Consider the following 23,752-nt stretch of genomic DNA (forward strand, 5'->3'; position numbering starts at 1 on the left):
TGAAAACTCCTTTGTACAATAAAGAAATCCTTAATAAGGAGGACAAATTTTTATGGAAAAAAGAGATCATTTTGGTTCGAAAATTGGATTTATTCTTGCAGCTGCAGGGAGTGCCATCGGACTGGGGGCAATATGGAAATTCCCCTATATGGCAGGCACAAATGGCGGGAGCGTCTTTGTTGCTTTATTTATCCTCTGTACTTTACTAATAGGTCTGCCTATATTATTGGCTGAGTTTCTTATCGGGAGAAAAGGACAATCTGACGCTGTTACTGGATTTAAACGATTAGCGCCAAACCAGCCTTGGTTTTTAATTGGATGGTCTGGCTTTATATTCTCATTTATTATTCTATCGTTTTATAGTGTAGTTGGTGGTTGGATCCTTTCCTACCTGGCTCGTTCTATTACTCTAAGCTTAAACCACTCGGGTGAATCCTTCTATGAGAATCTTTTTAATTCTGTCATTTCTAATCCCTGGGAGGTCTTAATAGGACAGGGAGCTTTTATTCTCCTAACAGTCCTTATCGTTTCAGGAGGAATTAAAGGAGGCATTGAAAAGGCAAGCAAATGGATGATGCCGATGCTTTTCATCTTTTTCATTGTGTTAGCAATTCGTTCATTAACACTTCCAGGGGCATGGGAAGGGGTAAAGTTTCTATTTGTTCCTGACTGGTCTTATTTCACCTGGGAAACTGCCTTACTTGCTCTCGGACAAGCATTTTTCTCTTTAAGTGTAGGGGTATCTGGAATGATTACCTACGCTTCATACATGCCAAAAGAAACCAATTTAGGCAGCTCGGCTGTTAGTGTTTCTGTGTTAAATATCGTCATCTCTATCATGGCTGGCCTGGTTATTTTCCCAGCAGTATTTGCTTTAGGCTTTTCTCCTGATGCTGGTCCTGGGTTAGTATTCATCATCATTCCGGCTGTATTTGAACAAATTATCTTTGGAGAATTTTTCTTAATAATATTCTTTGTCTTATTATTGTTTGCTACGCTAACATCCTCTATCAGTATGTTAGAAATTGTAGTATCTATTGGAATCAAGTCAAAATACGAACGACGTAAAAAGGCTGCTTGGCTTTTTGGCTTTTTGATTTTCCTAGTAGGCATTCCTAGTGCACTATCATTCGGTGTATTATCGGATATTAAAATACTAGATATGATACTATTTGATTTTGCTGACTTCCTAACAAGTAGTATCGGTCTGCCATTAGGCGCGTTATTTATCTCCATCTTTGCAGGCTACAAGTTCTCCAAAAAAGAACTATTGGAAGAGCTTAACGTCACTAATCGAGTGATGAATATATGGCATATCATTGTAAGATATGCGGCTCCGTTAGCTATCCTCCTTGTCTTTATACAAGGCTTGTTAAACGTCTTACTATAAGGTGATACTTTGATAGGTGGGGGTCTTTCCTCCCCCACCTATCATTAGTTAAACCAATCGGGCTATCTCCCACTTAGCTGTCTTATTTCTTTTGCCATCTTGAAGCAGGAGCGGGAAAAAATTTGTTCTAGATCTGTCAACACTTAAATATAAATTTCTTAACATACCTGTGCTATACTAGAAGTAAGGATTTTTATATGAAAAGGGGTGGATGGAATCATGAAACAAGAATTACATGAACAGCTTAAGCAATTAAGAGAAGAGAGAAAAATCTCGCTTGAAACACTTTCTTTAAAAACTAGAATTGGTGTTGGTAAGCTAGAGGCATATGAAACAGGACGTGAAATCCCATCTGTACAAACAATCCTCAAGCTTTCTAATGCGTTAGAAGTGCCAGCTTCCAACTTATTAGACGGAATTCAAGAAGCATAAAGAAAAGCGCAGGCCACAATCTATGCCCTTCCAGTCGACAGGGAGACTCTTTCAATTGGAGTTCAATAGACAAAACACATAGAATAAAAGAAATGCGCAGGCGCTTATTTTCTTATAAAAAAGAGCTACCCTTTGGGAGCTCTTTTTTTAGTTCTCTAATTTTTTTGGGGCATTCATACTTAAATCAAACTAGGAACAAGCCTTCGTAAGGATTTGTGCCTTTTGGTTGCCCAAAAAAACTGACCGGAAAGAATATTCTTCCGATCAGTGCCGTTTCTTAAATGATGCATTTCATTTCGTACTTTAAAGCAATTAATTTATAAGAAATTTCCATACATTTTTCTAATGGTATCCACCGTTCAAATGAGTGCTCGTAGATTTCCTGAATTTTTTTAGCAAGGTCAGAGGGGTGGTCAATAGTCTGTAGATAGGCCACTACATCAGCTATTTCTGCATCATATCCGTCTGCTCCTATATTAAAAGGATCCCAGGCTTGTAGGGTCCATACCGCTTTTCTATTCATTTCTATACTATCCATGTAGTTTTTCACCTTACTAGTTTTATTAGTTAGGGTTATAATAACATAATACACGCAAAATGAAAGGGGTATTTGATTTGTCAGACTTTTCTACAATCTATCAAAGGAGAAATACATATTCAGCAAAATGGGACATGCTTGAGCAGGTTTATTCTATAGAGGATGGTTCGGATGTGCTCCCAATGTGGGTAGCAGATATGGATTTTGCCTTAGCTCCTGTTATTCAAAAAGCCTTACATAAGAGATTGGAACACCCGGTATTTGGATATTCTACTACTCCTGAGGAAGTAAGAACGGCACTTACAAACTGGGTATCTAGCAAGCATCAGCTAGAGATAAATAACGATTGGATTTTACTAAGAAATGGGGTTATCCCTGCTATGGCAGAGACCATAGAGGCATTTACAGAGCCTGGGGATAAAATTTTAGTTCACTCTCCTATTTATCCCCCTTTTAAAAGCATACCTACGAGCTTAGAAAGAGAAGTTGTCACATGCTTGCTAAAAGAAGAAGGAGACACACTAGCAATAGATTGGGATAGCTTTGAGACTTGTTTGCATGACGTAAAGGCCTTTATTCTATGTAATCCTCATAACCCAGGTGGCAAGGTATGGAGTAAGGAAGATTTAGCAAAGATGGCCTTATTATGCGAGCGACATCATGTACTTGTTTTATCAGATGAGATACATTCTGATCTTGTTTATAAACCAAATAAGCATGTTCCTATGCTTTCAGTTGCTGGGAAGAAAGAAAACGTTATAACCTTCTTTGCACCTACGAAGACCTTTAATATGGCCGGTATCCAAGCTGCTGCTACAGTCGTCCCATGTAATGAAAAACGACTAGTTTTACAGAACAAAGCGGTACGCCGTGGAGACATGGGCTTAAACGTGTTTTCTCTAACTGCTATGCAAGCAGCATACGAGCAAGGTACTCCTTGGCTAGAAGAACTACTGAAGACGTTAGAAGGTAATATAGATTATGCCATAGAAGAGTTGACAAAGCTGGAAGGCATTAAAGTATCCAAGCCACAAGGCACTTATCTTCTTTGGATCGACTACCGAGAAACCGGACTGGAAGAAAAGGAAATGATGCAGCGACTACTAACAGTAGGCAAGCTGGCATTAGAGCCTGGCACAAAATATGGCGAAGGCGGAGACGGTTTCCTACGCATGAATATTGCTTGTCCATTAGAAACAGTGAAAGATGGAATAGAACGATTCAAGAAAGCATTGAATTGATTTCCTGTTGGCCCACAGATAGCGTCCGACGCAACGGAGAACCTGAGACCCTAAATTAGAAAGTACTTTTGATTCTTATCCTTTTATAGAATCAAAAGTGCTTCTTTTTTATTGGCTGTTTTCTAAAATATTTTCCCCAACAACACCTTTTTACAAAAATGTTTCTATTTTATATTTTCTGCGTCTACTTAATAGAAGTATAAACATGGAGGTGGTTATATGAAAAAAACTTTTTTCCTGATATTATTGGTAAGCCTATTATTACTTTCTGCCTGTACTAATGAAAAAACGCACTCATTAGAAGAATTTTATAAAAACGCAAAAATTGAAAATGTAAATGAAGTTATCATTGTAGATGGTTCAAACGGTGCTTCTAAAACGATAACTAAGCAAGAAGATATTGGTGAATTTCTATCTCTTATCAAAGCAATTGAATTTACTCCACAAGAAAATCAAGAAGAACGTGAAGGCTGGAGATACGGTATTACTCTTTTGGATGCCGAAAAGGAATTTAAGTTTACTCTAAATCACATTGACAATACCTATTACGATTCAAATCCAGATATTTATCCGATTGTAGATAACTATTACAAACAATTAGACATGGAAGAAGAATAAAGGCTTTAAAACTATAAGAGCTACACTTCTTAGTTCGTGGGATGCTAACTCTAGCGATATAATATTCTATGAAACGAAAAAACAGCCCCCTATTGTGGAGGGAGCTGTTCTTTGTTCTGCTGTTCTCTTCTTTCTTTCAATACTCTATCTTCAATTTCTTTTGCTTTCAGAGCATCTTTTCTAGATTTTTTTATAAGCCATCTAAACACAAGTATACATACGAGCAATAAAATTAGAAATTCCAATACTACTGGTATATACTCTGTCTTGTCTTCTGGGAAATACAAGTATAGGAACCCTAATTGTAGAAAAGAAAACACGTGTGACACTTCCTTTTATTTTTGAATAATCTCAATTGATTTGATGGATACTTCTACTTTTGGCTTATCGTTAGCGTCCTTCTCTACAGCTGCTATCTCATCCACTACATCCATTCCTTCAATAACTTGTCCAAATACAGTATGTTTTTGGTCTAAATGAGGCGTTCCACCCATTTCCCCATATGCCTTAGCAATTTCCTCAGGCCAGTTACCTTTTATCAGTTGTTCTTCTGTCATTGCTGATTGTTTAGCTTGTACAATGAAGAATTGACTGCCATTTGTATTTGGTCCAGCGTTCGCCATAGAAAGGGCACCACGCAGGTTAAATAGCTGCATAGAAAACTCATCCTCAAAATCTTCCCCATAGATACTTTCTCCACCCATACCAGTACCAGTTGGGTCTCCACCTTGGATCATGAAATCCTCAATAACTCGGTGGAATATAATACCGTCGTAGTAACCCTCTTCCGCATGAGTTAAGAAGTTTTCCACTGTCTTAGGCGCAAGCTCTGGGAAGAGCTTAATCTTAATATCGCCCATTGTTGTATGCATAACGACCAAAGCTTCGTCAGCAGCGATTTCCTCGGAAAGTTGCGGATACATGATTATCTCTCCTGCTTCTTGGGTATCTGTATTACCAGTTGCAGCATTTTCAGTTGGTGTTTCTGTTTCAGCTTGTCCATTTGTTTGTGTATCGGTATTACCCTGCTCTTCATTTTCAGCGGTAGAACCACATGCACTTAAAGCTAGCACGGAAAATAAACCAATAATTATTAGTTTTCTCACGAATTATCACCCCAAGCTAGTTTACCATATTTTGATGTCATATTTCAGTGAAAAAGTTTTCACTCACTTCCTTAGCGTCACGAAATGTTCTATAATAAAAATAATTTCGGGTGAAGTACGCTACAGAAAGAAGGGATTTTTATGAGCGTACAGAAACGTAATTTTATTATTATGTGGATTTCCATCTTTTTTGTTTCCAGTACGATGACAATGATTATGCCTTTTTTATCCCTCTACATAAATACAATGGGGGATTTTACAGATGCCTATGTTCAAAAATGGTCCGGATTAGTATTTGGAGCTACCTTTGTTTCCGCTCTAATCATGTCACCAATCTGGGGAAGAATTGCAGATCGATATGGATATAAACCAATCCTTGTGATGAATGGGTTCGGTATTGCGATAAGTGTTTTTTTAATGGGTTTTGTCAACTCTGTAGAAGCTTTCTTTGTGCTTCGCCTTTTTATGGGTGTAGTTACCGGTTTTATTCCGACTTCCCTTGCTTTTATAAGCTCGCAGACTCCTAAGGAAGTTGCCGGCAGAACGATGGGCACACTGCAAATGGGAAGCGTAGCAGGTACTCTATTTGGTCCAATAATAGGCGGATTCATGGCGGATACTTTCGGCTTCCAATACACCTTCATCATTACCTCTATATCTGTTTCGATTGCAGCACTAATGGTCCTTGTAGGGATTCACGAGGTACGTAAGGTGAAAAAAGAAGGAGACCATGAATATTCTAGAAAAGTGGTCGTATCCGGTATATTCCATCACCGCTTAATACTGAATGTATTAATGATCAGCTCACTTATACAAATTGGCTTATTCAGTATTCAACCGCTCCTCTCCTTATATGTTTCGCATCTAACGAACACGAAGGATGTCGCACTTCTTGCTGGAATAACGTTTAGTGCAACTGGAGTGGGCAGTATCTTGTTTTCTAGAACTTGGGGAAAACTTGGAGATAGTATCGGATATGAAAAAATACTAGGTGTTCTCTTGCTCATGGCCTTCCTATTTATTGTTCCACAGGCCCTTGTAACTGAACTTTGGCAGCTAATCATTCTTCGCTTCCTATTTGGGATTGCATCTGGTGGCCTAATACCAACTACGACCGCCCTAATCCGAAGAGAGGCACCGATTGAAGTACAAGGAGAATTGATGGGCTACAATACCAGCTTCCGATTTTTAGGAAACATAATTGGTCCCATGTTTGGCGGTTTCATCAGTGGGTTCATTGGTATTTCCTCTGTATTTTATATTACTGGAGCACTGTTCTTGATAGCATTCTTTGTCATTTATTTTGCCAACAAAAAGCCAGTGAAAGATTTTGAAGATGTATTACATGAAGAAGAGCTTCACGAAGCTCTAAAAAATTAGCACACTTTCCCAGTTGAAAGTGTGCTATTCTTTTATGGAGAAAGTAGAATGGGATGTGCAAACAATGCGTCAATCAATGGGATTTTTACTCATTTTCATATTATTTCCGGTTATTTGGCTATTATATTCCTTTATACAAACTGAACTTTTAGAAGCAGAGGCATTTAAAGAAACAATTCAGGATTCCATCCAGCTATCCTCCCCCTCGTTCTCCTCTCCAGTTATATTGGTAGATCGCCACGAGCAGATATTTTCAGAGGACTACGTAGAATGGCGTCAACCCTTGAACTTAGAGGAAATCCCCCCGTTCGTAAACGAAATCTTTATACAGAGTGAAGATGAAAAATTCTACAACCATATAGGTTTTAATTTCAGTGCAATTGTTCGGGCACTAGTAGCAAATGCCACAGCCCACGAAAAAGAACAAGGGGCCAGTACGATTACGCAGCAGCTTGTTCGACTACGTTACCTATCTACTGAGAAAACGTATGAGCGGAAATTAACGGAACTATTTTACGCTTATGAAATGGAAAAGGAATATTCAAAAGACGAGATTCTGACAAACTATTTAAATGAAATGTATTTCGGAAATCAAGTGTATGGAATTGGAGCAGCTGCCACTTTCTATTTCAATAGACCATTAGCAGAGCTTAATGAGGCAGAGATAGTTTTTATTTGCGCGATACCTAACAATCCCGCCCTATACAATCCATTAGAACACTTTAAGGATACAAAAAAAAGACAAGAACGACTAATAGACGTTCTAGTTAGAAATGAAGTTATCACAAAAGCTCATGGGGAAAAAATAAAAAAAGAGGATATTACCTTACAAATAAAACAAAAAAAGCAATCTTATCCCTCATATAGCACCTATGTATATGAGGAACTGAAGCAGTTGATAGCTTCCCAAGAAGGATATGTGGAAAGAATGCAACAAGAAACAGATCAAAACGCTCTCATTTTGCTACAGAATGAACTTCAATCGAAGATAAACGAAGTCCTTTCACAAGGTATTACCATTTACACAGCGTTAGATCCCTCTAAGCAAGAAAAGGATGAAGCTGCTATAAACCAGCTGTTAGCCAAATCAAACACCGGTATCCAGGCTGCTTCTGTGGTAATAGATAATAATACGAGAGAGATTGTAAGCGTCTACGGTGGATATAAATATAAAAAATTCGACTTTCATCGGGCTTACCAAGCCGTTAGACAGCCAGGCTCCTCTCTCAAGCCACTATTAGTGTATGGACCGTTGTTTGAAACCACTACCTATACTCCTAATAACTTAGTAGATGGAGGCAAGCTATGTATCGGCAGCTACTGTCCCCAAAATTATGGTGGCAGATGGTATGGTCAAGTCACTATTCGTGATGCGTTTAAGCTAAGTCATAATACGCCGGCTGTAAGATTGTTAGAGAAAGTTGGGGTTAACGAGGCATTTAGCAAATTGGATTCTTTTCAATTTCAACATGTGACAGAGCAAGATTTTACTCTTTCTGCTGCTCTCGGAGGGCTTACCAGAGGAGTGACCATTTTAGAAATGGCTGACGCTTATTCTAGCTTTATAGATGGTATCTATACACCTACATATGCTATTCGTCAGGTGAAAGACAAAGAAGGAAATACGCTATATGAGTGGAACAACGACAAAAAAGAGGTATGGTCTTTTAAAACCGTTCAAACGATGAGAGAGCTATTAGCTTTAGTTGTAAAGGAAGGCACGGGAAGAGGAATTACAGTCCATACTCCTTACGTTGGAGCAAAAACAGGCACAACAAACGATTTTCGTGATTTCTGGGTTGCAGGTTTAACCAATCAATATACATCCGCAGTGTGGGTGGGCCATGATCAACCACAAAACATGAAAAGGATAGAAAATAAAAAAATCCCGCACCACATCTTCAATCTAATCATGCAAGATTAGCTAAAAACTCGCTCAGTAATTATGTATTTGGGGAAACGCTAATTGGTTTGGGCAGAGGCGAACCTAGCCCATCGCAACGGCACGCGTTAGCGTTCGGCGATGGTTTAAGTTGAAGGAGGGAAAACTAAGAACGTCACATCGTGTGACAACGTTTTCCTGACCAACATCCTGTTGGCCTCCACTCCAAGCGTTCGACGTAGCGGAGAACCCCTGGTTCTACCAAAACAAAATAGCACTTATAATTCTTATCATCTTTCAGAATTATAAGTGCTTCTTTTCGATTTGTCCCAGGTCTCTACACAAAAGGCAAACTTGCTATTATCCCGTTATAAAGCTTAATCGCAGCATACAACACTAATGCAAGAAGAAAACTCCAGGTAATAATCTCAAACATCACAAGTCCAATGATTCCACCCATACTCAAAGAAGGACTAAGCTTATAAACCACGTATATGAAATAAACAAAGGCGGTCGCTAGAAAGACAAACAACAGCAGCTCTATATACTGAATTCCTATAACCGAAAGAACTCCCCCTCCAAAGAAGATAAGATAGCCTCCCCTTGCTTGCACCAGTGTCTTCCCTTCTAAATCCTTAGAGAAAAATAGCATGCCCAGCTCGTGGATAGTCTCGGCAATCAACTTCAATGCAGAAAAAAGCATAAAATAAACTAAGATAAGGATAATCAAGACAAAAAGCTTAATCTCCATATCGGATAAGAATTCCCTCATCCCTTCATAAACACCAATTACCTCAAATAAACTTATAAGCTGAAACATTGAGTAAGTAGCATAGCTAAAACTAAAAAGAATGATAGTAAATAAGGGCAAAAAGCCAAAAACGTATGGATTCTTCATGAAAGTTCCTCTTAAATTCTAATAATATCCTATGTATCATATCGATAGTTTGAAAAATCTGCAAGATTTAAAATACCCATTCCATTTTAAGTTGGGCTTTAAAATAGCCAATAAGCATAAGAAATCCACTTGTGTACATCCTATTGATATAATCAAATCTTTTTAAAGGGTCAGTGGGTAAAATTAATTCCAAATGTATCCGAAATCAGGAAAAAAATTATTTTTTTATCGGCCTATAAAATATTTTTATTTTTCAGTATTTTAGCCTTTCTTCCTATATATAAAGCAAGAGAAAACAATAGGGTGGGTTAAATTAACATGGTTTTCGTCATGCAAACATGTGTTAATTACGTTATACTTTTATATAAGAAAGTGACATTAAAACTATTTTTTTGAAAGGAGGATTCTTATGTCCTTTGTTTTTGCAATACTGTTACCACTTATTGCAGCATTACTGGTGCCTATCCTTTACAAAAAAATTGGAATCCACACCGGATGGTTTGTATTGCTCGTGCCTCTTGTATTAGTAATTTTTTATGGAACATATATCCCTTCGATAGCCGATGGTAATTATTACATAGACGAGCTTTCATGGGTTCCATCCTTAAATATTTCCCTTGTTGCATACATAGACGGCTTAAGCTTATTATTCTCCCTATTAATAACTGGGATCGGAGCCTTAGTTGTTTTTTACTCTATCTACTACCTAGATAAGAAAAAAGAAAACATCGGAAATTTTTATGTGTATTTATTAATGTTCATGTCTGCAATGCTTGGTGTTGTTCAATCTGATCATTTAATTAGCCTATACTTTTTTTGGGAATTAACCTCTATTTCCTCCTTCCTACTCATTGGTTTTTGGTACACTCGCGATAAATCTCGACTTGGTGCTTTGAAATCTATGATGATTACCGTGTTTGGTGGATTAATGATGCTTGGCGGCTTCTTAATCCTAGGAATAATTGGTGACTCATTCTCAATCAGAGAATTAATCAGTCAAGCAGCCGAACTTGCGAATCATGAATTTTTTGTTTGGGCGCTTGTATTAGTGCTTTTAGGGGCATTTACAAAATCTGCTCAATTCCCCTTCTATATTTGGCTACCAGATGCAATGGAAGCACCTACTCCTGTTAGTGCTTATCTACATTCCGCAACAATGGTTAAGGCTGGATTGTACTTGGTTGCTCGTTTGACTCCTATTTTCGCCTTATCAGAAGTATGGATCTGGCTTGTGACCGGCGTTGGTATTCTTACTTTATTTTGGGGTTCCTTCTTTGCTGTGAAACAAACAGATTTAAAGGCAATTTTAGCTTTTTCAACAGTCAGTCAGCTCGGTCTAATTATGTCCTTATTTGGAATCGGAGGGGTTGCCTATCATGTAACAGGTGACTTGGTGACAACCTTCACCTTCGCAACCTTTGCAGCAGTTTTCCATCTAATGAATCATGCAACATTTAAAGGTAGCCTGTTCATGATTGCGGGAATTGTTGATCATGAGACTGGTACAAGAGACATTCGAAAACTAGGCGGTTTGATGAGCTTAATGCCTGTCAGCTTTACAATAGCCCTTATTGGTGGTCTCTCTATGGCCGGCGTACCCCCGTTTAACGGTTTTTTAAGTAAGGAAATGTTTTTTGAGGCTGCTCTTTCGCTTCAGAACTTTGACCTATATGCAATGGATACCTGGTGGATTCTTATCCCAATCGTTGCTTGGATTGCTAGTGTGTTCACCTTTGTATACTGTCTATATTTTATTTTCCATACATTCAGTGGGTCTTATAAGCCAAAGGAATTACCTAAAAAACCACATGAAGCACCATTTGGAATGCTAATTTCTCCTGCTATTTTAGCAGTTCTTGTAGTAGTCATTTTCTTTATTCCTAATGTAGTAAGTAGCTTCTTTATTAAGCCAGCCGTTGCGGCAATTCAACCAGCTTTCTATCAAGCTCCTGCCGACATAGGCTTTAAGATTAAAGCATGGCATGGTTTTGATTCGCCTGCACTTTATATGACGCTAGGCGTTTTCCTAATAGGCTTCCTTTTATATAAAACACTACCAAAATGGTCTGTTGCATATGAAAAGATGCCAGCTAAGATTTCTTTGAATGGACTTTACAATTGGATGACAATGGCTTCAGAAAATGGAGCAAACCGTCTATCCTCTCTTTATATGACTGGTTCCTTGCGCTCCTATTTAATCTATATGTATGCAGGAATTATCATCCTGTTAGGAAGTACTATTTGGTTAAAGGATGCGTATCGCCTAGACGTAAGTAATTTAGCTCCTATTGGTTTGTTTGAGGTTACGATTTCTTTATTAATCATTATCGGAACAATAACTATTTTAGTAACCAACTCCAGACTAACAGCGATTATTGCTCTCGGAGCGGTTGGATACACAGTAGCCTTGTTTTTTGTGTTATTTAAAGCACCTGACCTGGCATTAACACAGTTAGTTATTGAAACTGTTTCCGTAGCGCTATTTTTAGCTGCGTATTATCATCTTCCAAAGCTTAATAAATACGAAAAACCAAAAGTTGATCGTAAGTTTAAGCTTGTAAACTTCATTATTTCCTTATGTGTAGGTGTTTTGGTAACTATTATTGCCATATCAGCTCATTCTCAAAAGCTCATGGAGTCCATCTCTAGCTACTATGAGGAAACTGTTTATTCTGAAGCTGGTGGAGGAAATATAGTCAATGTTATTTTAGTGGACTACCGAGGATTTGATACATTATTTGAAATTACGGTATTATCTATTGCCTCTCTTGGAATCATTAGCATGATCACACTTCGATTGGCAAGAAAGAAAGGAGATAGAAAAGTTGAAAACAAATGATTTAATTATCCAAACTACAACCAAGGTAGTGTTCTTTCTAATATTTCTCTTTTCTATCCATATCTTTTTTGCAGGTCATTATACTCCAGGAGGAGGATTTGTAGGTGGATTGCTAATGTCTAGTGCAATCGTTTTACTTCTTCTAGCCTTCGATTTAAAAACAGTGCAAGAGATGATTCCTATAAACTACACTATTTTGACAGCAATAGGGCTATTAATTTCGATTGTCACAGCAGCCGGTTCCATATTCTTTGATGTTCCCTTCTTCACCCATGCATATGACTATTTCGATATTCCCTTACTAGGTAAAACCTCGATTCATACAGCTATGTTTTTTGATACTGGGGTATACCTAGTTGTTGTGGGAGTAACAATGACAATTATTCAAATGATAGGAGGAGATGAATAATGGAGATATTAATGTCCATTTTAATCGGCTTTCTATTTATGGCTGCAGTATATCTCATCCTGTCTCGAAGCCTGCTCAGAATTATTATCGGAACTGGTCTTTTGAGTCATGGAACCCATCTATTATTGCTTACTATGGGAGGTCTTTCTGGAGAGTCTGCTCCAGTATTAGCAGATGGAGTCACTGATTATGCCGACCCGCTCCCACAAGCTTTAATTCTTACAGCTATTGTAATCAGCTTCGGTGTCACTGCATTCTCCTTAGTGCTCGCTTACCGTGCATATAAAGAGATTGGAACTGACAATATGGAGCTAATGAAAGGAACTGACGACAATGAGTAACCTATTATTATTTCCCGTCCTCATCCCTTTCCTATTCGCTGCTATTCTTATATTTTTCCCAAAAAGGCTAATAGCACAGCGAGTGGTTTCTATTATTGGCCTTTTAGCTGCATTAGGTTCGGCTATCCTGTTATTAGGTAAAGTAAAAACAGACGGTGTCCAAACGTTAACGCTTGGAAGCTGGGCACCACCCTTTGGAATCTCTATGGTTTCTGATATGTTTTCTGTACTGTTAGTGATATCCTCTTTGGTAATTGCTTTATTTGTAGTATGGTACAGCATAGTGTCACTTGATGAAAAAAGAGAAACCTCTTATTATTATCCAGCTATCCTATTTATGCTTACAGGAATAAATGGGGCATTTACAACGGGAGATATTTTCAACTTATTTGTATTCTTTGAAGTGCTGTTGATTTCGTCCTATGTTCTGATTGTTCTTGGTGGAGAAAAAATACAGCTAAGAGAGTCTATCAAATACATAGTAGTGAATATTATCTCCTCCTCCCTGTTTGTTATTACAGTTGGTTACTTATACTCTGTAGTTGGAACATTAAATATGGCAGATATATCTGTGAAGATTACTGAAATTGGTGAATCAGGCATTATCACTGTAATCGCTGTCCTATTCTTAGTTGTTTTCGGCATAAAAGGTGGTATTTTCCCACTTTTCTTCTGGTTGCCTGGTTCTTATGCTGCTCCACCGGTGCCTGTCCTGGCCCTATTTGGTGCACTCCTGACAAAGGTAGGAGTATATGCGATTATGAGAACCTACACATTGTTTTTCACTACAGATATCGGTTTTACACATGAGCTGCTGATGATCATTTCCATCATCACCATTATTGCTGGATGTATCGGAGCACTTGCTTACTTTGATGTGAAGCAAATCATTATCTACAATATTGTCATTGCAGTTGGCGTGATTCTGTTTGGGGCTTCCCTAATGAATGAAAATGGGATGATGGGCTCTGTTTTCTACTTAATCCACGATATACTTATTAAAGGCGCTTTGTTCCTGTTAATAGGTATTATCATAAAAATCACTGGTACTAGCGACCTTAGAAAAATGGGTGGTTTGATGAAGCGATACCCGATGCTTGCTTGGACCTTCTTAATTGCAGCCTTGGGATTAGCAGGAATACCACCACTAAGTGGATTCATTGGTAAACTTCTGATTGTTCAAGGTGGTTTTGAAGCAGAACTGCTTTGGCAAGGTATCTTCATTCTTGCTTCAAGCCTTGTTGTGTTGCTATCTGTTATTCGAATCTTTATTTATGCTTTTTGGGGAGCGGAAAAAGAGGCGTCAATACCATCGAAAGAGTATAACAAATTGATGGTTCCAGCATTACTGCTTGTATCCATTACAGTAGTTTACGGCCTAGGCGCTGAATTATTAGTTCCGTATATGACAGATGCAACTGCTTCTCTAATTGATCCATCTATTTATATAGATGCAGTGTTTGGAGGAGATAAATAATGGCATTTCAAATATTGTTAAATTTTTTTCTTGCACTAACTTGGATGTTTCTATCTGGTTCCTTTAAGCTTACTACCTTTATTGTAGGATACTTACTAGGATTAGTTATGTTGATTATGATGAGGAAATCCTTTTCTAGCCGTTTTTACATGGGCAGAGTATGGGCAGTCATCAAATTAACACTGTTATTCTTAAAAGAATTAGTGCTTTCCAACATTTCAGTTTTAAAGTTAATTATCAAACCAAAAATGCAAATCCGTCCGGCTATCTTTGCAATGCCGACTGTTCTCGAAAAAGACTGGGAAATCACCCTTCTTTCTAGTCTAATTACCTTAACTCCGGGTACAATCGTACTAGATATTTCTGATGATAATAAAACCTTATATATCCACACGATTGATTTTGAGGATATTGACGAGGCAATTACTTCGATTAAAGATACTTTCGAGAAAGCAATACTGGAGGTGAGTAGATCTTGAATGCTTTTCTTTGGGCAATTGTTGTCTTAATAAGCCTAGCGCTTATCGGCTTTATTTACCGTCTAGTAAAAGGTCCATCTACTCCTGACCGTGTAATTGCTCTAGATGCCATTGGCGTCGGGTTAATTTCATTAATTGGATTATTCTCCATCATATTTGACACAGTATTTTTCTTAGAAGTTATCCTGCTTCTTGCAGTGCTATCCTTTATCGGAACAATTGCATTCTCCAAATTTACTGAGAAGGGAGAAATCATACGACGTGACCGTGATAGCTAATAGTTTAGTCATTCTATTTATTTCATTTGGAACCATTTTCGTAATAGTTACCGCGATAGGTCTCTTACGTCTCCCAGATGTGTATTCCCGAGCTCACGCTGCCTCAAAAAGCGCAACGCTTGGGGTTATGAGTATTTTAATAGGAGTATTTCTTCACTTCTGGTTAAATGAAGGAATCTTTAACTCCCGCATCTTCTTAGGTATCCTCTTCCTGTTTATTACTGGACCTGTAGGAGGCCATATGATGGGGAGAGCAGCTTATTACTCTGGTATAAAAGTAAGTAAACTAACTGTACGAGACGACTTAGCAGAAGTAGTTGAAAAAAAACGAGAGCACGCGAAGCACTAAGAAAAGCGTATACGCCTATTTCTGCCCCGACAAGCAAATGGGGATTGGTGCATGATAAAAAGCTTTTACAAACAAATTGTTTGTAAAAGCTTTTTTGTTTATCTGTAATAGCCTGGGAAATATCCCCTTGGATAATAATTACGGTAATATGGATATGGCGCGTACGGATAAGGTCTATAGCCAGGTCCACCAAATCCTCCAACAATAGAAGATCCTAATAACCCTCCAACAAAACCACCTAATAACGGACCACCAAAGCCGCCACCAAATGGACCTCCACCATAATAGCCACGGCCATAACCGCCATAACCTCTTGAAAATCTAGTCATACTGTTCCTCCCTTCCATATAACTTATGCAATTGGGGAATCAGTACCTGTGCTTTTACCTATTCTTCTACTGTTTGCAGTTCTTCTTCGTTAGCCATTCTTTCAACTAAGGTTGCCAACGTACGAACCATGACACCCGTTCCACCTTTTGGACCTAAATCATGGGGAGCACTTGCACCAGATGTACCAGCAATATCTAGATGAATCCAAGGAGTATCCTCTACAAATTCTCCAACAAAGCCTCCACCGAAAATCATATGACCATCCCCACCAGGAGAGTTGTTCAAATCTGCTACATCACTTTTACGGATACGTTTTTTATCATTTTCCGTTAATGGTAGTCTCCAAACAAATTCACCGGTTTCTAGGGATGACTCCATGAAGGTTTCCCAGAATTCCTCATTATTCGTAAGTGCACCTGTTTTATCAAAGCCTAGGGCAGTAATAACGCCACCTGTAAGCGTTGCAACATCGACGATATAATCAGCTCCTTGCTGTTTCGCATATGTTACAGCATCAGCCAGCACTAAGCGCCCTTCTGCATCAGTGTTTAGAATTTCAATAGTTTTTCCACTCATAGACGTAATAACATCGTCAGGCTTAAAGGCATTACCTGAAATCATGTTATCAGTGGATGCAATGACAGCAATGACATTCTTATTCGGACGTAGCTCTCCAATAATTTGCATCGCTCCTAAAACTGCAGCTGCTCCACCCATATCGCCTTTCATACCAACGATACCTGTTTTCGTTTTGATGGAATAACCACCAGTGTCAAAGGTAATTCCTTTCCCGACTAAAGCAATTGCATCTTCCCAATTTTCAGTGGCTTGATATTTCAATGCAATTAGTCTAGGTTCTTCAACTGACCCTTGATTCACCGCCAGGAGTGCCCCCATACCAAGCTCTTCTATTTCTTTTTTTCCAAGGATCTCTGTTTCAAATCCGTATGTTTCACCTAATTCTCTTGCATACTCCCCTAATTGTGTAGAGGTTAGTACATTCCCTGGGGTATTTACTAAAATTCTTGCTTCGTTCACTGCATCCGCATAGATACTGCCAACCTCAAAGAAAGAAACAAGCTCTTCTCCATCTTCGTCAGAAAGCAACTCAACGCCTGCTAAATAATAATCTGGTGTATTAGAGGATGTTTTATATCCTTCATAGACGAAAGATCCCATTCCAATACCTTCAGCGGCTAAATATGCAACATCTCCATCATTTATAGAATCAGAAGTGAAGGAAGGTAACCATATCGCTAAGGTTTCAGGCTTGCTATGTAGAAGTTCTTTACCTACTAAGCCAAAAACTTCTCTAAGGCGGTCCTGTGTTAACTGCTTACGTTCCCCTAGCCCTACAAACAAAATACGTTTGACAACATCATTTCCTGTCAAAGGAACCTTTACTAGCTTCTTTAAGTCAGTAGAAATATCACCGTTTTTTACCCAGTCCAATAAATGCTCACCAAAGGTACTGAGCAGGCTCTCCCATTTCTCTGTATTTTCAGGATGCTTAGGCATACCCACTACTAAAGTCTCTGACTGTACTTCGTTGAACAAAACAGCATTTGTACTAATTATCATTTTGGTCCCCCCTAGTTTATACATACAATATCTATTATATAGGATGAATCTTCATTTTTCGAATTGTATGAATGTGTTATACTAGTGTAAATAAGTTTTAGCGAAAGGCGGTGTCTACTTTGGCAATCCTCCAAAACACCCCATTATGGGCCGCTCTGTTTTCTATCTTCTTTGCACAATTCGTAAAGATTCCCATTCACTATTTAGTAACCAAAAAAATTGATTGGAAGCTGTTTACCTCTACCGGGGGAATGCCTAGTTCTCACTCAGCTGCTGTCACTTCTTTGTGCACTGCCATCGCATTTGAAGCAGGACTAGATTCTCCTTTATTTGCCGTAGCGACCATTTTTGCTGTGATTGTCATGTTTGATGCTACTGGCGTTCGATTCCAAGCCGGCCAGCAGGCAATCATTATCAATCAGCTGCGAATAGATTTTCAATTATTCGTAGATCAAACAAAAGGATGGGCACACAAAAAGAATGAGGAAAAAATGAAAGAATTGAAGACTTTACTTGGCCATAAGCCAATGGAAGTATTTATGGGTGCACTAACAGGAATCCTAATCTCTATCATTATTTATAGTTGGATTCTTTAAAAAAAACCTGTCAAAAAGTCGATGCAAGTGACTTTTGACAGGTTTTTTGATGGTCCAAGGTTGATGTTTTTATGTTTTCTATAACAATATAAAACTCTTAAAACATTTGATATCCATTTTTTCTAAGCTGTTTAATAACGACTCCTGCAACGATTGCTCCTAATAAGCCGCCGGATAGTATCACTATATCGGCAATATGTAAAGCTACTATTTTATCACCTAAAGCGGAGAATGCAGTTCCTGGTTTCAGAAAATAATCAAAAAACCTTACTTCATCGATAATGAAAACAACAATAAGTGGATATAGAAAAGCCATAAACCAAGTCATACGAAGGAGCATATTTATGAGAAATGCTATTCCGAAAAACATAACAAAAAATATAAGGACTGATAAAATCATTTGTGCAATTGTAAAATCCATACGTAATAACCTCCGTAATATCTCTAGATAAAGTGTACCCTAACAAAGGACACTATTCAATCTACATGGAGGTTGTCACGTATTTGTCATAATTGCCTATTTATTTTTCCCAGATCCCTTGCAGCAGTTACAAGTTTCTGAGCCTCCAAGTCTTAACTGAAAATAGCCTTGCCCTTTGCAATATGGACAGTGAGCTGGATTAACCGTTTTATGAAAGTTTGTCATTGTACATTCTCCTTTTTAGTTTATTTATAATTTTCAGATAATATATCATGTATTTCTTTTTCTGTAAATAAAAAAACACAAAATAAAATTGTGTTTATTTTGTGTCATTTTTTTCATTTTATGAACAATTTATATGCTGTATATCCAAAAACATCTCCTGGATTTATTCCTTCTATTGTGGGAAATCCACCGTCTAATGAGCTCTTCGCTATTTCATAGAGCATAACAGATGCCGCTTCCTCTTTTACTAGATCTTGTGGATGCTTCCAAGACACCTCATATAGCTCTGAAAGCTGAGCTTGCAGTACTGGCCGTTCTTCCGTAGGTTTTAATAAAAAAATTGCCATGTTGTCACTAATCTCATTTTTAATGACGCCACTCCGAAAACCTATCATACTATCAACGATACAATCGACCCCTGTTTCTTCCCTTACCTCTCGCAGAGCAGCCTGATCAATAGTTTCATTAGGATTCACAAAACCAGCTGGTAAAGACCAAACTCCCTTCAACCCACCATACCTCTTTTTTACGACAAGCCATTCACCAAGATTATTGATTACTAACCCGGCTACACCTAACCATACAGTTCCTCTCTCTTTTTTTCCCATTAGAGATCCCCCCTTAAAAAAAGCCCCCACTTATTTAAAGTGGGAGCTAGTATAAATATTTTAGAATTTACCTTTTTTCAGTACTAATGGGATACCACCAATCATATATAGTGCGCGGTTATCAATGATTTTTTTCATAATAGCTGCTTTTTTCCCAGTGATTTTTTTACCCATTACATCACCAATAGCATCATGCTCACCTAAGGAACAAACGGTACCTTTTAAGGCTGGTACAAATTCTTCCGTATTATTTCCGTTTATTAAGGCTACAATGTTTTTAGCAACCGTTACAGCTTGTTGCATGGCAATTTGAGCTGTAGGTGGGTATGGACGATTTGTCTCTTCGTTAATAAGAAGTGCACAATCTCCCACTATAAACACATCTGGATAACCAGGAGCACGCATATCCTTTTCTACCTTAACGCGGGCACGCATGTTTTCAATACCTGAGCTCTCGATCAATCTGTTTCCACGAACACCAGCTGCCCAAACAACCGTGCCAGCTTTGATAAATTCAAATTGTTCTTCACCAGTTTTAATTTTAACACCTTCTGGAGTTGCTTCGACTACAGGAGTACCAATAGAGAATTCAATTCCTTTTGCTTCTAATTGACGCACAGCATACTCCACAAGAGCTGGGTCAAAGCCTGGAAGCACCATTGGAGCTGCCTCTACGCATACTACTCGGATTTTTTCTCTAGGTACATCATATTCTGCACTTAGCTCAGGAATACGATTTCCTAGTTCTCCCAAGAACTCAATGCCAGAGAATCCTGCTCCACCTACCACGATAGTTAGACGGCTGTCGTCACGAACCTCTTCTGTTGACCATGTAGCAAATTGATACTCAATATGATCACGAATTTGACGAGCTGCATCTACGTTTGCGATAGATAAGGCATATTTATCTAATCCTTGAATACCAAATGTTTCACCTTCAAAGCCTAAGCCAATTACAAGGTAGTCATATGTATACTCTCCAGCACTTGTAGACACTTTTTTAGAATTTACATCAATGCCATCTACAGTCGCCTTCACAAACTTCACTTTACTAGTATTAATAACTTTCGTAATATCATAACGAACTTGATCTGGTCTAAGAGTACCAGCAGAAGCCTCATGTAACCATGTTGATTCATAATGGTAATCATTTTTGTTAATTAAAATAATATCTGCTGCATCTGGACCTACCATTTTTTGCAGATTAACTACTGTAGATAACCCACCATAGCCCGCGCCTAATACTAGAATTGTTGGTCTTTTCACGAAGATCGCAACCACCTTTTTGTGTTTTTTAGAAAAACAATACAAGTTCTTTGTCTTTCTTTGTTTGTCATTAAATTTACAAAATTCTTATACACCTTATTTTAGACCTTTTAGATAGGGATTTCAACAGAAGTTTCCTCATATCTATAACGTTAGAAAAAACAGAAAATTTTTCGCTATTAATATAGTGTTTTTCACTTAATTTGTAACAAAATTCTTCCTTAATTTCTCATATTTTATTACTATACAGATAAAGAGACCGTTTGTTCATCCTAACTTTTTAGGTTTTTTGTTTGATTATCAGTAATATGCTAACCGTCTAAAAGCCTATTTGTGAATAGCTGGCTAATGTTATTTTTCTACATCTTCTATGTCCGATAACTTCATATTCTCAATAGTAGTGTTTACCGTATCAATTAGAGTATCTTCGTTCATAAAAGTGTTCCTATCCACTTCATAGGACTCTTTAATCAAGTCGATTATTTTCTTTCTAAAATCGTTTATAATATCCTCTTCACTCGCATTCCGATTATCCCTAATCCTATTTTCTTTCATCATCCTGTAAGAGTCCTTGACTGTTTCAGCGATTTGTTTTTTATACTTAGTTGTATAAGGATGTTCAATTCCAAAATGCTCCAGCAACCTATTTGTTACAAGCTTGGTTTCATATAAATCTTGGTCAATTCCTTTCATTCTATTAATAATTTCATCCACAGTCTGCATGGAATTATTTATTGTTTCTTCCACTAACTTATCAGTGTTTTGAATAATCTCATCTAGATTTTTTTCCACATTACTAGTTAAGTCCTCTAAGCTTTTTGTAATTTCGTCAATGTCGTTACTTAATTCTCGTTGTAAACGTTCTATCGTATTTCCGAATATATCCAACTTTTTGTTAGTTTCAACAATACTTTCACCTAAGTACTCCGTAGCATTTTTAAACCTATTCAGGAAAGTATCTCCTTGTTCATCTAGAAACATCTGTAAAAGCCTATCTCTATTTAAAGCAAGATTACGTCCGTCACCTCGAATCAAATAGGTTCCCTTCGGAGTAGAATACGGTTTAAATTGACCACTAGGAATTTCAATTCTATAAAAAGGATTCTCATCCTCATTTTCTACAAAAATAGTTATGTCAACAGGTGGTCTACATTCATTTGCTTTATTCATAATAATCATTTTTTCATTGTCTCCAACTTTACAACCAACAACTTTTCCTATCTGTCTTCCAATTTCATTTATATCTTCATCTACACCGATAAGTATAGTTCCACCTGTAGGAGAGTTTGCAAAAGCCACTAAGTCATCCACAGTTAACCCTTTTACATGTAATTTAAAATCTACATCATAGCTCTCTTCATTTGCTAGTAAATTTGCACAACGTTTTGTAATATTTTTTGACATATTTGATCCTCCAAATTACAAACCACTTTAAAGTGTATTCATTCTTTCTCTTATTTAATAGCCGATAGGCAAATTTATGTATTTGAACGGAGTATCCTTCTTCTATAATGACATATGACTGAGAATAGCAATCCTAGACAAAGCAACATTTTTAGCACAACATCATCACAAAAAGCCTCCCCGATCCATAATGTTTAGCAACATCATCCATCAAAGAGACTTAGTTATTCACAACCCATCGCAGAGTTGTCACTACTATTTTTCACGATTGTATACACAGTAAATGTGTTCAAGTCATTCCTAATCCCTCTAGGAGACAACAAATGTAAGTAACTTTTATTAACAGCTTTCTGGCGTTCCGGTAACTTTGGCTGTTCTGAATGAAGAGCCACATCCACAAGATGCAATAGCATTTGGATTGTCGATGGTAAATCCGCCACCCATCAAGGACTCTTTGTAGTCAATTACTGTCCCATTAAGAATTGGTGCGTCTTCACTTGAGACGATAATCTCTAGTCCATGCTGATGCAAAAGGACATCATCATCCTTCTTTTCTTTCTCAAAGCCCATTCCATAAGAAAGACCGCTACATCCCCCACCGTTTACTGATACGCGTAGAAAAGAGCCAGCCTCTTCATTATGAGTCATCATCTCTTTTACACGATATGCTGCCGCTTCAGATAAATTTACGATCTCTGTCATCTGAAATCACCCTTTCTTTCTTTTATCATATCAAGGTTTCTACTACCAAGACAAGGAAAACTACTTGGTAATTCAAAACGACATGGCTACTAAAGCACGACCATTTATCTTACATTTAAATGGAGTGTTTCCTTAAAACGTGAACAATATCCACAAAAAAAGAAGCCAAGATAAGGCTTCTTTTAAAAGAACTAAATATAAATCCGTTACGATTTAAAAATGATTGGTAATTAAAATACTTGCTCTACTTCTACTACTCCAGGTACTTCTTCCAATAAAGCACGCTCGATACCTGCTTTTAATGTAATGGTAGAACTTGGGCAGCTACCACAAGCACCAAGAAGACGTAGCTTTACAATACCATCTTCTACATCAACAAGCTCGCAATCTCCTCCGTCACGTAGTAAGAATGGACGCAATTTATCTAGAACTTCTTGAACTTGCTCAGTCATTGTATCAGTCATATCTATCGACTCCTTTCGCTAACAATATTATAAATTATATATTGTGCAATTGGAAGTGTTTAATCCCAAACCACCGCCGGGTCAGAAAGTCTAAGGAAATTTGTATTTTTGACTTTATTTCCAAAAACTTATTATAATGTGAAAGTAACTAAAACTAAGGGGATGGATAGATGACTCACCAACCATTGACAATTGAGGTGTATGGAGCAGATGTTATATGTGCTAGCTGTGTAAACGCGCCTTCCTCCAAGGACACATATGAATGGCTCCAAGCTGCGATTAACCGAAAGTTTCCACAGAACAATATTACTTATACCTACATAGATATCGAAGGTCCACTGAATGAAGAAAAGCAGCAGAATATTGCCCAGCGAATTGCAGAAGACGAGTTTTTTTATCCTCTCGTAATGATCAATGATGAGGTGATAGGCGAAGGATATATCCAACTTAAGCCTGTGCTTACTGCATTGGAAAAGTACGGTTTACGTGAAGAATAGA

At 37.8% G+C, this 23,752-nt stretch carries 28 protein-coding genes; 15 read left to right on the plus strand and 13 right to left on the minus strand.

All coding sequences use genetic code 11. The features are described 5' to 3' along the window. Nucleotides 1-52 precede the first annotated feature (52 nt). Together AC1VU3_RS09970 and AC1VU3_RS09975 are read left to right on the plus strand one after the other, a co-directional pair. Nucleotides 53-1,390 carry a sodium-dependent transporter gene (locus tag AC1VU3_RS09970; RefSeq protein ID WP_480388434.1) on the plus strand — a complete coding sequence of 446 codons (1,338 nt, stop codon included), beginning with the start codon at nt 53-55 and terminating at the stop codon, nt 1,388-1,390. Nucleotides 1,391-1,609: 219 nt separating this feature from the next. Next, the gene (locus AC1VU3_RS09975) at nt 1,610-1,822 is read left to right on the plus strand and encodes a helix-turn-helix domain-containing protein (protein WP_480388435.1); all 213 of its coding nucleotides are present in this window, start codon (nt 1,610-1,612) and stop codon (nt 1,820-1,822) included. Nucleotides 1,823-2,099: 277 nt separating this feature from the next. On the opposite strand, the gene AC1VU3_RS09980 is transcribed toward AC1VU3_RS09975, so the two are convergent. Next, nucleotides 2,100-2,360: a DUF1871 family protein gene (locus tag AC1VU3_RS09980; protein WP_480388436.1), complete on the minus strand. Its 261-nt coding sequence runs from the start codon at nt 2,358-2,360 to the stop codon at nt 2,100-2,102. Nucleotides 2,361-2,437: 77 nt separating this feature from the next. On the opposite strand from AC1VU3_RS09980, the gene AC1VU3_RS09985 reads away from it, so the two are divergent. Both AC1VU3_RS09985 and AC1VU3_RS09990 read left to right on the plus strand, forming a co-directional pair. After that, on the plus strand, nt 2,438-3,601 hold the full coding sequence (locus AC1VU3_RS09985; protein ID WP_480388437.1) for a MalY/PatB family protein: 1,164 nt from the start codon (nt 2,438-2,440) through the stop codon (nt 3,599-3,601). 219 nt (nt 3,602-3,820) lie between these two features. Further along, complete coding sequence (locus AC1VU3_RS09990; RefSeq protein ID WP_480388438.1) at nt 3,821-4,219, plus strand: hypothetical protein; 399 nt, start codon at nt 3,821-3,823, stop codon at nt 4,217-4,219. 89 nt (nt 4,220-4,308) lie between these two features. On the opposite strand, the gene AC1VU3_RS09995 is transcribed toward AC1VU3_RS09990, so the two are convergent. Beyond that, nucleotides 4,309-4,539 carry a hypothetical protein gene (locus AC1VU3_RS09995; protein ID WP_480388439.1) on the minus strand — a complete coding sequence of 77 codons (231 nt, stop codon included), beginning with the start codon at nt 4,537-4,539 and terminating at the stop codon, nt 4,309-4,311. A gap of 15 nt (nt 4,540-4,554) precedes the next feature. Continuing rightward, nucleotides 4,555-5,325, minus strand: coding sequence for a peptidylprolyl isomerase (locus AC1VU3_RS10000; protein WP_480388440.1), 771 nt, complete (start codon nt 5,323-5,325; stop codon nt 4,555-4,557). Nucleotides 5,326-5,466: 141 nt separating this feature from the next. On the opposite strand from AC1VU3_RS10000, the gene AC1VU3_RS10005 reads away from it, so the two are divergent. Both AC1VU3_RS10005 and AC1VU3_RS10010 read left to right on the plus strand, forming a co-directional pair. Then, complete coding sequence (locus tag AC1VU3_RS10005; protein ID WP_482983385.1) at nt 5,467-6,705, plus strand: MFS transporter; 1,239 nt, start codon at nt 5,467-5,469, stop codon at nt 6,703-6,705. 34 nt (nt 6,706-6,739) lie between these two features. Next, nucleotides 6,740-8,629, plus strand: a complete 1,890-nt coding sequence (locus AC1VU3_RS10010; protein ID WP_482983386.1) for a transglycosylase domain-containing protein — start codon at nt 6,740-6,742, stop codon at nt 8,627-8,629. A 295-nt stretch (nt 8,630-8,924) separates the two neighbouring features. On the opposite strand, the gene AC1VU3_RS10015 is transcribed toward AC1VU3_RS10010, so the two are convergent. After that, nucleotides 8,925-9,485 (minus strand): DUF5366 family protein, encoded by a 561-nt coding sequence (locus AC1VU3_RS10015; protein ID WP_480388443.1) that lies wholly within the window; start codon nt 9,483-9,485, stop codon nt 8,925-8,927. 409 nt (nt 9,486-9,894) lie between these two features. On the opposite strand from AC1VU3_RS10015, the gene AC1VU3_RS10020 reads away from it, so the two are divergent. The 7 genes from AC1VU3_RS10020 to mnhG are packed head-to-tail and all read left to right on the plus strand — an operon-like array spanning nt 9,895 to nt 15,657. Next, nucleotides 9,895-12,324, plus strand: coding sequence for a Na+/H+ antiporter subunit A (locus AC1VU3_RS10020; RefSeq protein WP_482983387.1), 2,430 nt, complete (start codon nt 9,895-9,897; stop codon nt 12,322-12,324). Beyond that, nucleotides 12,311-12,733 carry a Na(+)/H(+) antiporter subunit B gene (locus AC1VU3_RS10025; protein WP_480388445.1) on the plus strand — a complete coding sequence of 141 codons (423 nt, stop codon included), beginning with the start codon at nt 12,311-12,313 and terminating at the stop codon, nt 12,731-12,733. The genes AC1VU3_RS10020 and AC1VU3_RS10025 overlap by 14 nt, the downstream gene beginning before the upstream one ends. Continuing rightward, on the plus strand, nt 12,733-13,074 hold the full coding sequence (locus AC1VU3_RS10030) for a Na(+)/H(+) antiporter subunit C (protein WP_480388446.1): 342 nt from the start codon (nt 12,733-12,735) through the stop codon (nt 13,072-13,074). Before AC1VU3_RS10025 ends, AC1VU3_RS10030 begins: the two co-directional genes overlap by 1 nt. Before the next feature lie 49 nt (nt 13,075-13,123). Continuing rightward, the gene (locus AC1VU3_RS10035; RefSeq protein WP_482983454.1) at nt 13,124-14,551 is read left to right on the plus strand and encodes a Na+/H+ antiporter subunit D; all 1,428 of its coding nucleotides are present in this window, start codon (nt 13,124-13,126) and stop codon (nt 14,549-14,551) included. Next, nucleotides 14,551-15,030 carry a Na+/H+ antiporter subunit E gene (locus AC1VU3_RS10040; protein ID WP_480388447.1) on the plus strand — a complete coding sequence of 160 codons (480 nt, stop codon included), beginning with the start codon at nt 14,551-14,553 and terminating at the stop codon, nt 15,028-15,030. Before AC1VU3_RS10035 ends, AC1VU3_RS10040 begins: the two co-directional genes overlap by 1 nt. Further along, nucleotides 15,027-15,308, plus strand: coding sequence for a Na(+)/H(+) antiporter subunit F1 (locus AC1VU3_RS10045; RefSeq protein ID WP_480388448.1), 282 nt, complete (start codon nt 15,027-15,029; stop codon nt 15,306-15,308). The genes AC1VU3_RS10040 and AC1VU3_RS10045 overlap by 4 nt, the downstream gene beginning before the upstream one ends. Continuing rightward, on the plus strand, nt 15,292-15,657 hold the full coding sequence (gene mnhG / locus AC1VU3_RS10050; protein WP_480388449.1) for a monovalent cation/H(+) antiporter subunit G: 366 nt from the start codon (nt 15,292-15,294) through the stop codon (nt 15,655-15,657). The genes AC1VU3_RS10045 and mnhG overlap by 17 nt, the downstream gene beginning before the upstream one ends. A gap of 98 nt (nt 15,658-15,755) precedes the next feature. Here mnhG and AC1VU3_RS10055 read toward each other — a convergent pair whose 3' ends face one another. Together AC1VU3_RS10055 and AC1VU3_RS10060 are read right to left on the minus strand one after the other, a co-directional pair. After that, nucleotides 15,756-15,986, minus strand: coding sequence for a hypothetical protein (locus AC1VU3_RS10055; protein WP_482983388.1), 231 nt, complete (start codon nt 15,984-15,986; stop codon nt 15,756-15,758). Nucleotides 15,987-16,044: 58 nt separating this feature from the next. Then, nucleotides 16,045-17,568 (minus strand): leucyl aminopeptidase, encoded by a 1,524-nt coding sequence (locus AC1VU3_RS10060; RefSeq protein WP_480388451.1) that lies wholly within the window; start codon nt 17,566-17,568, stop codon nt 16,045-16,047. 119 nt (nt 17,569-17,687) lie between these two features. On the opposite strand from AC1VU3_RS10060, the gene AC1VU3_RS10065 reads away from it, so the two are divergent. Further along, nucleotides 17,688-18,164: a divergent PAP2 family protein gene (locus tag AC1VU3_RS10065; RefSeq protein WP_480388452.1), complete on the plus strand. Its 477-nt coding sequence runs from the start codon at nt 17,688-17,690 to the stop codon at nt 18,162-18,164. A 97-nt stretch (nt 18,165-18,261) separates the two neighbouring features. Here AC1VU3_RS10065 and AC1VU3_RS10070 read toward each other — a convergent pair whose 3' ends face one another. The 7 genes from AC1VU3_RS10070 to AC1VU3_RS10100 form a co-directional block, all read right to left on the minus strand. Then, entirely contained in the window at nt 18,262-18,585 is a 324-nt protein-coding gene (locus tag AC1VU3_RS10070; RefSeq protein WP_480388453.1) for a YuiB family protein, read from the minus strand. A gap of 96 nt (nt 18,586-18,681) precedes the next feature. Continuing rightward, nucleotides 18,682-18,810, minus strand: a complete 129-nt coding sequence (locus AC1VU3_RS10075; RefSeq protein WP_480388454.1) for a YuiA family protein — start codon at nt 18,808-18,810, stop codon at nt 18,682-18,684. A 113-nt stretch (nt 18,811-18,923) separates the two neighbouring features. Continuing rightward, nucleotides 18,924-19,418 carry an NUDIX domain-containing protein gene (locus tag AC1VU3_RS10080; RefSeq protein ID WP_480388455.1) on the minus strand — a complete coding sequence of 165 codons (495 nt, stop codon included), beginning with the start codon at nt 19,416-19,418 and terminating at the stop codon, nt 18,924-18,926. Between the two features lie 60 nt (nt 19,419-19,478). Beyond that, nucleotides 19,479-20,684 (minus strand): NAD(P)/FAD-dependent oxidoreductase, encoded by a 1,206-nt coding sequence (locus AC1VU3_RS10085; RefSeq protein ID WP_480388456.1) that lies wholly within the window; start codon nt 20,682-20,684, stop codon nt 19,479-19,481. A gap of 351 nt (nt 20,685-21,035) precedes the next feature. Then, on the minus strand, nt 21,036-22,088 hold the full coding sequence (locus AC1VU3_RS10090) for an AlbA family DNA-binding domain-containing protein (RefSeq protein WP_480388457.1): 1,053 nt from the start codon (nt 22,086-22,088) through the stop codon (nt 21,036-21,038). Between the two features lie 339 nt (nt 22,089-22,427). Next, a complete protein-coding gene (locus tag AC1VU3_RS10095) occupies nt 22,428-22,790 on the minus strand; it encodes a HesB/IscA family protein (RefSeq protein WP_480388458.1) in 363 nt (120 codons plus the stop codon). Between the two features lie 230 nt (nt 22,791-23,020). Then, on the minus strand, nt 23,021-23,254 hold the full coding sequence (locus AC1VU3_RS10100; RefSeq protein WP_480388459.1) for a NifU family protein: 234 nt from the start codon (nt 23,252-23,254) through the stop codon (nt 23,021-23,023). Nucleotides 23,255-23,424: 170 nt separating this feature from the next. Here AC1VU3_RS10100 and AC1VU3_RS10105 point away from each other — a divergent pair, with 170 nt between their 5' ends. Further along, entirely contained in the window at nt 23,425-23,751 is a 327-nt protein-coding gene (locus tag AC1VU3_RS10105; RefSeq protein WP_480388460.1) for a YuzD family protein, read from the plus strand. Nucleotide 23,752: the final 1 nt, after the last annotated feature.

Source organism: Psychrobacillus sp. Z16_25, from assembly GCF_056856695.1.